The organism is Pedobacter petrophilus (genome assembly GCF_009674725.1).
Lineage (GTDB): Bacteria > Bacteroidota > Bacteroidia > Sphingobacteriales > Sphingobacteriaceae > Pedobacter > Pedobacter petrophilus.
The window spans coordinates 1-11,960 of the sequence record NZ_WKKH01000075.1 but is presented as its reverse complement, the minus strand read 5'-3'; the positions used below and the strand labels follow the sequence as shown (position 1 = coordinate 11,960).

Here is an 11,960-nt window from a genome sequence, read left to right as displayed (position 1 = left end):
AGCGGAATCTAAAGTAATGCTTCTCAAAAAAAATAATCTGACAATAAAAAAACCTCTAGTATACTATTGCAATTCCAGACTGCTTCGACTGTTTTTGCGGTAGATCCTGTTTGTCCGGTATCAATTACTTTCCCGGTATTGCCAGTATCTTTAATCCCACTATTACAAGCAGAGAATAATAGCATGGCCAGTGCCATACCTAATATTGCTGTTTTCATATTTTTTAGATAGTAAGAAAGCCCCAAGCTATTGCTTGGGGCAATTAGACGATAGTTATTTTATAGTTTCAACTACATTTCCGCAGGTCAGCATAGCGCTGCCGTAATATGGATTCTTAACTGCTTTTTCGCTGCTTAGCCAATTACTCTTTTTCATTGGGCAATACATTTGGTAAACAGGTTCAGCCGATAATTTTGATGCTTTGGCCAGGGTGATCATGCTGGTTGAAAGACCGGCAAAATGCTCACGCTCACTTTTAAGGTCTTTGCTTTTAGCAAGTTTACCAGCATGTTCCAATAAGGCTTTCTTATTAGTTTCATTGATTACTTTCGCATCAGTGCTGTTTACCGCTTTAACGAATTCCTGGGATTTTGAAGCTGCAAGTTTTGCATCACCACTTACTAAGGCATCTTTAATATTGTAATATAAAGGAAGGAGCGCAACATCTCGCGTTTGATGACCAGCATGGTCGGTTTGTGCAAATCCATATTGCACAAAGGAAGTTGCAATAATAGCAACCATTAGAAATATCTTTTTCATTTTGTTGATTTTAATAGAATAATTACTTAGCTGGAATGGTTAATACCATTCAGGAAATGATCAAACTTTAAAATCAAATTTGGAAACTTTGTATGGCAATACGTACGTCGGGAATTGGCGGACGGCAATGCCGGACAAAATAGGTATTAGGAACGTTTACTGGAAAAGTGACCGTCTCGCCTATTCGATAAACTGTCGAAGGCAAAATAAAAAATGAAGAGGATAACAGACTATAATTAAACCCAGGCTGTGTCAGCTTATCGGCTTTTGTTATTTTGTCTACTTGTTCTTTGCAGCAGTTATCTTTTTGACTTTTTGAGGCATGATGATCACCAGTGCTTTGATCATGGCTATGTTTTGCATGATCATGATGTTTGCCGTTCTTGTGAGTATGCTTGCCGGAACTAACAACTTTTTGGTCTTCATGGTGCTTTGCGTTAAAGCCCATATCCATCCCAACCGCACAGGCAAAGCCGACTAAGGTATTCAATAAGAATACAAAAGTTAAAAAGGCTGCTTTAAACTGTCTGGATAAACTAATTTTCATTTATATGAAAGTAGAATTATTTATTAATACCGTAGTAACTACAAAGATAGCTAACCTTATGTTTCATAACTTACATTATCTCCATAAAATGTTATATAATTTTCACCTGGTGAAAAGCTAGTTTAAAGCGACAAAAGAGCATACTTTATAAAAATACCTAAGCGTTTGCAACAATATTTAACTTTTTCGCTGTTTATCAAAAAACGGTCGTTTCTTGATAATACAAAATAGGGGAAACAATTCATTAAAGAAGCATTTGGAACAGATTTCAAAATCATAAATTCCTTGGTAAAACTTATAGAAATTTCTTTTTCCGATACTGCCCTTCAACCTTATTGTTTAACAAATTCTCAAAATTAACTATCGCTTCGCAATGCTCAAAAAGGTTCGAACTTCCGCGGATTGACTTCTACTTACTTAAAAGCTCATCGAAAGATGGGCTTTTTTTGTTTAAGGGTGCATTGAGTGAGTTTTCTATCGCATTAAAAGTATTGGTGTGGTCGACGGCATTTGTAATCCACCATCCATTCCTACATTTTCTCCATTATATCATTCAGAGAGTGAAATATGTAGGATTTAACAATTCGCTTCTGATGCTTACTAGGACAATGCGGGATCAGATTTGCATACCAATCTATAAGTTAATGATCATAATTATATAGGAAATGATGTTCGTTGAGAACATGGTGTTCATGAATAAGACGCGTTCACGATACATGAACATAACATTATTAATGAACATAATAATAGTTTAAGTTGTAGTAAAGATTAATGTTCATTATATTTGCTTGTTCATGTTACATGAACATACTAAAATTATGAACATCAAGCATGAACAGATATTACTGCCAGCATTGAGCAAGCTTATGGAGCTGACGGGGATGGAAATAAAGGTGCTGGACAGACCAGACAAGGAAAGAAGAGCAGATGCGATCATAGAGTTGCAACATGGCCACCAAAGCGTTCTGTTAGAAGTCGAGGTAAAAACGGAGATCCGAACCGCCGCACTAGCCAACCTATTGGAGAAACAAAAGACCATAAATGGGAACCTGTTGATGGTATCAAGATATATACCTGCTCCGATGAAAGATGAAATGAAGGCCAATGGGATCAGCTACCTGGAAAGTTCAGGCAATTGTTATATAGCAACCAAGGGCATGTACATCTATGTGAGCGACCAAAAGAACCAGCCTTTAGCAATAGAAGAAACCAAGTTATGGGCACCATCAGGCATGAAGTTCATTTTTGCTGTGCTGATGGACGAAGAACTATTGAACGCTCCGTACCGCAGGATTGCCTATACCGCCGGTGTTGCACTGGGAAATGTCGGAAACTTTATTTATGAAATGAAACGTGAAGGCTTCATCATAGAAGGTTCAAGGAACAAACAGGAAATGCTCCTGGTTGATAACAGGCAGATACTAATCGACAAATGGGCAGACATGTACAGAGTTACACTCAGACCAAAGCAACTAGTTGGCAAGTTCCGGTTCAACAAGAAGGAGGACAGGGAAAATTGGCATAGTCATGCGGCATCTGACCTTGGGATCTATTGGGGAGGAGAAACTGCCGGCGCCATTTTAACAAAATACCTATCGCCTGAAGTCTATACCATCTACTCAGACCAGGACCGGTTTGATCTGATGAAGAAAATGAAAATCGTTCCCGACCACAATGGTGAGGTAGAGCTGCTCAGGCCATTCTGGAACGAAGAAATATTCAACGGCGGGGATACAGTTCCGCCCCTATTGGCCTATGCAGAACTAATCAGCAGCTTAGACAGCAGAAACAGAGAAACCGCGGCACGCATAAAGGAAAAATATGTTAAATAGGTATATACTAGAACCGGTCATATCGGAAATGCTCGCGGTTCTTCAGGAAGTATTTTCAAAATTCGAAATTGACTTTTACCTGGTTGGGGCAGTCGCACGCGATATCAATCTTTCTGTGAACCAGGAACTCGCTTCTACCAGAATGACTAAGGACGTTGACCTAGCCATTACGATAAATGACCAGGGACAGTACAATAGGATAAAGTCGGAATTAGTCTCTACAGGCCTTTTCGAGGTCCATGAGTCGGAAGCCATAAAGCTTTTCTACAAAGGAGCGGTAGAGCTTGACCTTTTGCCATTTGGTAAAATAGAAGAACCCGACGGCAATGTAAAGCTAACTGACCCCACATTTGTACTCCATATGCCCGGCTTCACTGAGATTTATCCGTTCGTGCAGGATGTTGAGCTGACGGACGGACAAAGGATAAAAGTGTGCTCCATGGAAGGAATCATTATGCTGAAACTGCTTGCAAACGATGACAGGCCGCAACGGACCAAGGACATCAGTGATATCGAGCACATCATTCAGAGTTATTTTGATCTTTATGATGGGGACATCTATGAGCATCACTTCGATGTGATGGAGATGTATGACACTAATGAACGTGACTATATACAACTGGTTTGCGCCAGGGTGATCGGACGCAAAATGCACCTGATGCTCAAGGACTCGCCAAAGCTTCTGGAACGGATATCCGGAATATTGACAAAAAGACCAACACCGAGATGGTCGGCAATGCTTGATGGACTCAATGAAAACACCTAACCATTTTTACGCGATTCATTACTCTTGAACCAGGCAAGTTCCAAACTTATTTATATTTTATCCATGAATTAATCCACCATAATGACGCTCGAAGAAATACGTTCTCAACCGGTCGCTTTCCAGTATAATTCCTGGAGCGGCATCACCAGACACCTGACTGTAGGCCAGAGTCTGGATATGATCAAAAACGGCACCTACAAAAAACAGGTGGACAGGCTTCGCGGGTATCTTGCTGCGGGAGATAGAGATACTTATGACCAGGAAAAAAGAAAACTTCCCGCTGTTACCTTTGCTGCTGATTTTACTGAAAAAAGGAAGCGTCAATCGATAGCAGTTTACAATGGCCTGTGCGTACTCGATATAGATAAACTTACAGCGGAACAGTTGGAACAGGTAAAAATGCAGTTTGCCGACGACCCATATGTCTTCACCTTTTGGGAGTCGCCATCTATGGCTGGAGTGAAGGGGCTCGTCCACTTTGAATTTCCTGCAGATACCCTAGCTGCCCAAATCAACTTTCACCATACCTATGGCTTTAGGAAAATATATGATTATTTTCTTGAGAAATACGGAATAGCCCTCGATACCAGCGGAAGCGATGTGACCAGGTTATGCTTCTTCTCCCATGATCCTTTACTTTTCCTTCAGGATAAAATCCTTTCCTTTCCAATCGTTTATTCACCAGAAGAAATAACCCGTACTCGGGAATCGATAAAGTCTGCAGAATATACGTATTCGGCAGAGGCTACCATGGATCAGAAATTTAATCCAAAGGGCAAAAACAGCCAGTCCAGCCGGGCCCGAATCCAGGCAATCATCAGATTCCTTACAAAGAGAAACCTGTCGATTACCAGCAGTTTCCAAAACTGGTATGAAATCGGATATGCCATGGCCAATATATTTACCCACGAACTTGCTTTAAAATATTACCTTGCCCTATCAAAGATGGATGGCAAAGCCTTCGATGAAACAGCATGCAAAAATATGTTGGAATATTGTTTTGCCAATTCGATGGGAAGGTTTAGCTTTGGAACCATAATATTTTACGCCAAGAAAGTTGGCTATGGAGAAGAGATAGGGGTACCTAAGGTGGCGGAGAAATCATGAAAATGGATTCACTGTCGCAAGTATTAACGGCCGTTCTGTGCACGACAAAGTTGGGAGGCGCTCAAATAGTTCAGTATTTTCTAGTCAGGAACCCCTATCTTTTCTTTTATGCGACCACTTAGGGACTATACTACTGACCGGGTTATCTTGGAGATGCTTTGCAAAATGCGGGTCAAGTTAGCCCACAGGCGTAACAAAGAGCATTTGATCCACATCCATACGGGAAATCCGGCCCACAACTACCATAACACTAAGCCTTCGAAAAATGAAGAACTATTGTGCAGTTTTTTCCCTCCCAGAAAAAAATGGAAGACTGTGCTCAAAAGAAAAAGAATTAAAGATGACATTGCAGTTAGCAGCAGTGAAAAGACATTGATGTCATTATATGCCACCCTAAGGTATTACAGAGCATGCGAACCAGATGCTCCGTTTCTTAGTAAGCTCGATGCTTTCATCAAGGAGATTCAGAATGCCGTACATGGAGGAGATTATAAGATCGGAGCGCCTAAGATCATTCCCCTGCTCAAGGAGGACAAAGCTGATCCAGTTAAGGTTAATATATGTCGTCCGATTGCTTCTTTTGGACTAAAGGACAAAATCATATTAAGCGTTACCAATAGATATCTTACAGCAATTTTCGACCCACTATTCATTGATAGCTCCTATGCTTTCCGATCAAAAAGGTTGATCAAGGGCAAGATGATGTGCCCTACGCACCACGAGCCAGTAGCGGAGGTAATGGAATACAGGAAGCAGTATGGGGATGGCGCACTTTATGTCGCAGAATGTGACATGAAAAAATTCTTCGACACAGTCAACCATTCGGTAATAAAAAAAGTATTTAACCAGTTTTTTAACAGAAAATTGATTAGAGAACAATCAGTCGATGACCTTGCCAATGCAAAAAAAATACTTTTCGATTACTTGAAGGTATACACCTTCAATAAAATGGTGTTGCTCTTAAACAATAACCAGTCCCATTTCAAGACATTCAAGATTCCGAACGGTGAATATGGTTGGGTAAAAAACGAGCTTCTTCAAAGTGGATACTATAAGCACCTTGGCAATGTGCGCATTGGGATACCTCAAGGCGGCGCACTCTCCGGACTGATAGCCAATGCAGTACTGAACAATGTAGACCGAAAAATTATGAAGCACCAGGATGGCGATTTGTTATATGTGAGATTTTGCGACGATATGCTGATCATCCATCCGAAAAGAGAAAAATGCCTTTCAGCGTTCGAAGCCTACATGCATGGGATAAAAGATCGAAAACTTGTCATTCACATTCCAGTAGCCACTCCATATAGCAGCCACGCTCACTTTTGGAAGGAAAAATCAAAATACTGTTACAAATGGGGAAGCGACCGGGCTGCCGGATCTCCATGGATTGGTTTTGTTGGATACGAAGTGCACTATCAGGGACATATAAGGGTGCGCAAAAGTTCTTTGATAAAAGAAATGAAGAAACAGTACAAGGTCGTTGGAGATCTAAAATTGATTTTAAAAGACCCATTATGCAGAAGTGAGAAGAACACAATTTATGAATCTGTCGCCAGCAGGCTAATTGGTATGTCAGTCGGGAGGGTCGCACTTTGGAACTACAAAACCATGAAAAACGAAATGTGTTGGGTAAGCGGCTACAAACTTTTGACAGACAATAAATATTCGAGGATTCAGCTTAAAAGATTGGACAGTAGCAGAAACCGGTTGTTATTGAAACTTAGGAAAAAGATTGCTAAGATGAAGGCTGAAGAGCAGAAGCCTGACGCGGAGGAAAATGATTCAATTAAGCAAATTGAGCAGACTTACCATGGAAATCCTTACAGCTACTTTTACCAGACGCTGAAAGCAAAAAATGATGAGGCAACAAAATAATTGGCTGCCCCTTTTGTGATTTCTTTGTGGAATTGCAATATTATACTAGAGATTTTTTCCCGTCAGATATTTTTTTGAGATGCATTAATTTAGATTCAAGTAATATGAGAATAGGTTTCATATTACTGGAAATTGTTAAGGCAGAAGATTTGAATCGATATTGATTATTTCGGTTGAGCATTTCTCTTTTTTCTATACTGTCCCTCAATCTTGTTATTGACCACTTTTTCAAAATTTATTATTGCCTCACAATGTTCATAAAAGTTCGATTTTTCGCGGATTGACCCTACTGATTAAAAGCTCATCGAAAGATGGGCTTTTATACTTTAGAGGACTTTTTCCACATTCCATCCTACCTCCAAATGTCTTTTCTTTAATCTAAAATCACTTCCGATCAGAAAATGAGAAAATCTTATTTAATTCTCTCATTGGATTTTTAGAAACAATATACTTCTTACATTATCATGTAGTACAACATCATTGAGCACCTTGTCCACAGTTGGAGATTTCCGGGTCATTGACCTCTAATTTACTTTCTGGATTTGCCTAACATAACCTTCTTTGATCAAATCAATTTCGATATTTGTTTTATCCGAGATTCTTGTCTACCCAAACAAATTACATTATATTTGGTTTGACAATGTTTAACCGCACTAAGAATATTGAGAGGCTACTTTTCAGTTTTGAAGAGTGACCAAAATTAAGTTACGAGTGGATGTACTTTTTAACCATAAGGGATTAAAAAATGATCTAAATATTAGCAACATGGAAACAGAAATTAAATTGCAATATGGGAAAAAGCCTGATAAGTTCAAAAAGGACCACTGGGAAATGAGCCCCGAGCTTCAAGAAGAATATAAAAAATGGCAAGAAATGAATATTAGGGAAAACATATTTTCCCGCAATCAGCCATTGGTGTACCGAAGAGCTTCAGATAATAAAATGATAGCTGAATATAATGATGGTAAAATAGAATTTATTGATTAAATGGCTGAAATAATTGTGATTGCCGGACCACCAGGAATTGGTAAAACTTCAGCATCAGAATCCATTTTAGTGAATGGTGAGTTATATCTTAATCAAGACTACTTTTATCTAAAATATAGGGAACAAAATAATTCCGACCCTGACAAAGCTGGAAGTGATAAGTTTAAAAAAGAAATATTTGAAGTTTTAGATACCAATAAGAATTTCGGTTACGAAACCAATCTGGGATTCAATTGGCAATATGAGGATTTAAAGCAACTAATTACCTACAAACCAAAAAATAGCATTCAGTTACATCTATTTTTCACTGAAGATGTAAACTTATGCTGGAGTAGGGCAGACCAAAGATTTAACGCTGGAGGACATTTTATTTCTGACAAAACAATATTCCAAATGTACCACAACACGTTTACATTATTAAAATCAAATTTGGAATTATTTGATAGATTATATCTCTATGATGTTAAACCCATTGGAGGTCCTGATTTAATCCTTTCTGTTGAACATACGGGCAGATTTCTTTTCAAAGAAAAGCAGATGCCAAATTGGGCTATAAAAAATATCCTGCCTTTTCTAGAGGAGAGATTATCGAAACTTCAGGAAGATATAACTTCCAAATCGAATCAAGAACCATCCTCTAAAAGGAGAAGAAGATAAACTACCTCAACTGAACGGACTTTCTCAGGATCACTTGAAGAAAAAATGATTTCCTGAAGATGTTTTGGTATTGCGCTATCTATAGATTTATTTACAAATTTTTCTTACTAAACGATCTCAATGGGTAGTCTCTACACAAATTTTTCATACTAAATGAACCATTGGTGCAAATTTTCACACAATTACCTAGCAAATTTTTCCAATTAGCAATATAGTGAATAACAAAATCACAAATTTTCCGTAAGAATCTATATCAAAATAGTCTGGGTAATCATCCGAAAACTGCCTATTAAACTACTTCTAAGTTTTAAAGTAATTGGCAGCTTTTGCCAATTCCTGCAAATCAGCCAAGAAAAAATTCGAAATCTGCCCAGTGACGGCTACTTAATTATAAAGCCTTTAGCATTAAAAAGCTAAAGGCTTTTTTATTTTCTGTCGTTTTACTCGAGTAATGCTCGTGCGAATTTCCATCTAAACCCTACGTGTATCGGATCAATCCCAAAAGATTCTGTATTTCACGATGCTACATAGAGCTAAATTCAATTTTTATTATATTTGACTTAGACCATTATGGGAAACTACATGCTGTGTAAAAACCTGATCTTACGGCAATTTAGAAATCAACAGATTAAATTTTTCAATTATAAGACCTGGGTTGTCTATCATAATAAAATGCCCGGAATTTGTATCCATGATATGAGTAAAGTCCGTAACACCGCTTTTTAACAATTCGTGAGCATTATACAAATCCTGAGTGTTTCCCGTTGAACCGGGATCTGATTTCATACCAGTCAAAACAACTACTGGGACATTCGGCAGATTGGGTAAGGTTGCCATGTATTGCGCATCTTCAATTAATTGTCTGGTTTCTTTCGTTCCTCCAAAATTTGGACCATTACTGCTATTGATGGAATTATAAAGTATATCCTCTGTTTCCTGCGTAAGGCGAAGAACATTTTCGTGTGAAGGATCAACGAACAATAAAGCTGCAATCATACCTGGGTTTTTAATGGCAAAATCCCTTATAACCAGGCCTCCTAAAGAATGACCAACCAATATCACTTTTCGGCCATTAGCGTATTTGTCTACTACTGATTGGAGCTCAATTCTAAGTCTGTTGATATCCCTTGGTGTATGATCAATAGTAGATTTTCCGTAGCCGGCCCTGTCATAAACCACCACATCCATTTTAGCACCAATATCTTCTGCAACTCTCTTAGTTTGCCATATTGTATGGTCATTGCCAAGCCCTGATTCAAAAACAACCAGATATTTACTGTTTGGCCCAATGGAATAGGTTGCCAGGTTGTGCGTACTTAATTGCAACATACTTTCCTTAAAAGACACTTCCAGGGATTTGTCTTTTTTGCAGGATATTAAGAAAAACAGGACCGTTAAAAACGCAAAAAGCTTATACATGATTTTATTTTCACAAACTTAATGTTTTAAACCAATAATCAGAAAGCCAACTTTGCATTGGAAACGATAGAGGAGCCAGAAATTCCGCAAATTATCCCACTCTTGCATAAATATAAAAAAGGACTAGAACAAGAAGCTTTGATTTGGCTTTAATGGAGTAGTTCTACCAGCTATTACTTCTTCTTTCGATATTCACCTTTAACCCGATTATTAACCAATTTCTCAAAATTTACTATAGCCTCGCAATGCTCATAAAGGTTTGACATATTGCAGCTCGACCCTACTGATCAAAAGCTCATCGAAAGATGGGCTTTTTTGTTTAAGGTAGGCGGGTGTAGTGTGCACACGCGGCACGAGTGCGTAAGCGAGGAGGCTCGAAAGCAGAAAATTTGCAAGCACTACCTCCAACAATTAGAAATAGAAATCTTTGCTAGAAAAATTGTAAACAATAAACACCAGCCAATTAAAGCGGTTTTACTTATTATTAAACTATTAGTCAAATAAACTGTTATTAATTTAACTACGATTCTAATTTGAATCTCAAAAGAAAATATATGTTTAAATGAAATTTGATACATCAATAATCGCTTATTAACGATAATTGAACTTACAACCGGAATTGTGATTAAATTAATTTGTATCATGACATTAAATTGAAGTCTAAATTTCTTCAGGTTCTACAATAATTTATTAAATCATCCACCTATTAAAAAATTAAAGAAATGAGACTGTTTTTATTTTGCGCTATTTTTTGCTTAGCCACCCCTTTTTATACCAAGGCACAGACAACTGCCGATATTGTACAAACACTTGAACAAAAATATAATTGGTCAAGGGCTAAGGTGATACAAGAAAGCGTCACTATTAATGGTCCATCGGAAATGTTTACCAGGATTATGTCAGATAAGCGCTCTTTTGACATTTCAACTTTTTCTTATTTAAGTTCATACTTAGGTAAGTATTTTGATAAAGTTTATGGCACTGATATCTTAAACTCAGCAGAAAAAACATCCGTAAACACAACAGCTGAACAAAAAGCTGCATGTGCCAAAGAAATCGCCAAAATCTCGGGCAAATTGCATATCACATTAAATGCAAGTGGGGTTAAATTAACCGATAATAGCTACGAACTCGGCATGACGACTTTAGCGACTATAGGAGAATTCTTGAATCCTGAAAGAGGCGTTGGGGTCGCATTAGGGTGGAGACCGATTGCGAATAAAATTGCGATTACGATTAATACGCTAAACAAAACCGGGCAACCTATAGTGAAGTGGAGCAAGGACTTTAGTAGTTGTACAATAGATCTGCCTATAGTTGGAGACACTAATTATTCCAGTATAATCTTAGCTGGTTTGAAAAAGGGCGGAAAAATCTAGCAGACCCGCTCTGTTAAGCTGTTGATAAGCCGCTATGTGGATTATTTCGCATGGCTTAACCATGCGCTTAAGCTGATTACACCAATTCGTTGTACCTTGGGGATTGGTGAACTATCATAACCGACAACATAGCATGATCGAGTGTAAAGTGCTGACATGTTTGCTTTTCGTGTATAGCTTAATTTATCTAACCCCCTGCCTCCAATTTTTATTTATTGATAGATAAATTAATAATCAAGATGCTTTATTCAAATTATTTTTTGGCGAGCGGGAACAAATGACAGCCGTTTATCCATTACCATAAAAACTTCCACATATTTCAATAGCTGTAAATTCCTATCTACTCCAATTACCGCTAAAGGGAAACCTGTCTCAAAAACGAACCTTATTTTAAGGTTTAAAATAATTTGAAACTTTAGCCAATTCTTGTAAATCAGCCAAGAAAAAGTTAGAAATTTGTCCAGTAACAGCTACTTGATTAAAAGCTCATCGAAAGATGGGCTTTTTTTTGTTTTAGGGATCGTTTATTTGCACACGCGGCACGCCTGCGCTCAATGTCATTAAGTTAAGTGTTTAAATATCTGATTACCAACTATTTGACTTGTTTTTATGGGTTTATTTTCTTATAT

11 protein-coding genes are annotated in these 11,960 nt (G+C 38.0%); 7 read left to right on the top strand and 4 right to left on the bottom strand.

From position 1 onward, the window contains the following. Positions 1-23: 23 nt before the first annotated feature. The 3 genes from GJU39_RS22235 to GJU39_RS22225 form a co-directional block, all read right to left on the bottom strand. A complete protein-coding gene (locus GJU39_RS22235) occupies positions 24-218 on the bottom strand; it encodes a hypothetical protein (RefSeq protein WP_209437711.1) in 195 nt (64 codons plus the stop codon). 55 nt (positions 219-273) lie between these two features. Beyond that, on the bottom strand, positions 274-759 hold the full coding sequence (locus GJU39_RS22230) for a DUF3347 domain-containing protein (protein ID WP_245228063.1): 486 nt from the start codon (positions 757-759) through the stop codon (positions 274-276). A gap of 73 nt (positions 760-832) precedes the next feature. After that, the gene (locus tag GJU39_RS22225) at positions 833-1,306 is read right to left on the bottom strand and encodes a hypothetical protein (protein WP_154283197.1); all 474 of its coding nucleotides are present in this window, start codon (positions 1,304-1,306) and stop codon (positions 833-835) included. An 818-nt stretch (positions 1,307-2,124) separates the two neighbouring features. On the opposite strand from GJU39_RS22225, the gene GJU39_RS22220 reads away from it, so the two are divergent. The 6 genes from GJU39_RS22220 to GJU39_RS22195 all read left to right on the top strand — a co-directional run bounded on the left by GJU39_RS22220 (position 2,125) and on the right by GJU39_RS22195 (position 8,533). Next, a complete protein-coding gene (locus tag GJU39_RS22220) occupies positions 2,125-3,138 on the top strand; it encodes a type IV toxin-antitoxin system AbiEi family antitoxin (protein ID WP_167515742.1) in 1,014 nt (337 codons plus the stop codon). After that, entirely contained in the window at positions 3,128-3,904 is a 777-nt protein-coding gene (locus GJU39_RS22215; RefSeq protein WP_121282073.1) for a nucleotidyl transferase AbiEii/AbiGii toxin family protein, read from the top strand. The genes GJU39_RS22220 and GJU39_RS22215 overlap by 11 nt, the downstream gene beginning before the upstream one ends. Before the next feature lie 81 nt (positions 3,905-3,985). Further along, positions 3,986-5,011, top strand: coding sequence for a BT4734/BF3469 family protein (locus GJU39_RS22210; protein ID WP_154283195.1), 1,026 nt, complete (start codon positions 3,986-3,988; stop codon positions 5,009-5,011). A 315-nt stretch (positions 5,012-5,326) separates the two neighbouring features. After that, positions 5,327-6,889, top strand: coding sequence for a reverse transcriptase domain-containing protein (locus GJU39_RS24230; RefSeq protein ID WP_167515741.1), 1,563 nt, complete (start codon positions 5,327-5,329; stop codon positions 6,887-6,889). Positions 6,890-7,654: 765 nt separating this feature from the next. Further along, positions 7,655-7,876, top strand: a complete 222-nt coding sequence (locus GJU39_RS22200) for a hypothetical protein (RefSeq protein ID WP_154283193.1) — start codon at positions 7,655-7,657, stop codon at positions 7,874-7,876. After that, a complete protein-coding gene (locus GJU39_RS22195; RefSeq protein ID WP_154283192.1) occupies positions 7,877-8,533 on the top strand; it encodes a hypothetical protein in 657 nt (218 codons plus the stop codon). It begins immediately after the preceding gene. Between the two features lie 603 nt (positions 8,534-9,136). Here GJU39_RS22195 and GJU39_RS22190 read toward each other — a convergent pair. After that, positions 9,137-9,952, bottom strand: coding sequence for an alpha/beta fold hydrolase (locus GJU39_RS22190; protein WP_154283191.1), 816 nt, complete (start codon positions 9,950-9,952; stop codon positions 9,137-9,139). A gap of 722 nt (positions 9,953-10,674) precedes the next feature. Here GJU39_RS22190 and GJU39_RS22185 point away from each other — a divergent pair. Then, positions 10,675-11,331, top strand: coding sequence for a hypothetical protein (locus GJU39_RS22185; protein WP_154283190.1), 657 nt, complete (start codon positions 10,675-10,677; stop codon positions 11,329-11,331). Positions 11,332-11,960 lie beyond the last annotated feature (629 nt).

Excerpts from the sequence above, each read along its gene's own strand:
- GJU39_RS22235 (WP_209437711.1), bottom strand. The coding sequence starts at position 218 with ATGAAAACAGCAATATTAGGTATGGCACTGGCCATGCTATTATTCTCT.
- GJU39_RS22230 (WP_245228063.1), bottom strand. The coding sequence starts at position 759 with ATGAAAAAGATATTTCTAATGGTTGCTATTATTGCAACTTCCTTTGTG.
- GJU39_RS22225 (WP_154283197.1), bottom strand. The coding sequence starts at position 1,306 with ATGAAAATTAGTTTATCCAGACAGTTTAAAGCAGCCTTTTTAACTTTT.
- GJU39_RS22220 (WP_167515742.1), top strand. The coding sequence starts at position 2,125 with ATGAACATCAAGCATGAACAGATATTACTGCCAGCATTGAGCAAGCTT.
- GJU39_RS22215 (WP_121282073.1), top strand. The coding sequence starts at position 3,128 with ATGTTAAATAGGTATATACTAGAACCGGTCATATCGGAAATGCTCGCG.
- GJU39_RS22210 (WP_154283195.1), top strand. The coding sequence starts at position 3,986 with ATGACGCTCGAAGAAATACGTTCTCAACCGGTCGCTTTCCAGTATAAT.
- GJU39_RS22200 (WP_154283193.1), top strand. The coding sequence starts at position 7,655 with ATGGAAACAGAAATTAAATTGCAATATGGGAAAAAGCCTGATAAGTTC.
- GJU39_RS22195 (WP_154283192.1), top strand. The coding sequence starts at position 7,877 with ATGGCTGAAATAATTGTGATTGCCGGACCACCAGGAATTGGTAAAACT.
- GJU39_RS22190 (WP_154283191.1), bottom strand. The coding sequence starts at position 9,952 with ATGTATAAGCTTTTTGCGTTTTTAACGGTCCTGTTTTTCTTAATATCC.
- GJU39_RS22185 (WP_154283190.1), top strand. The coding sequence starts at position 10,675 with ATGAGACTGTTTTTATTTTGCGCTATTTTTTGCTTAGCCACCCCTTTT.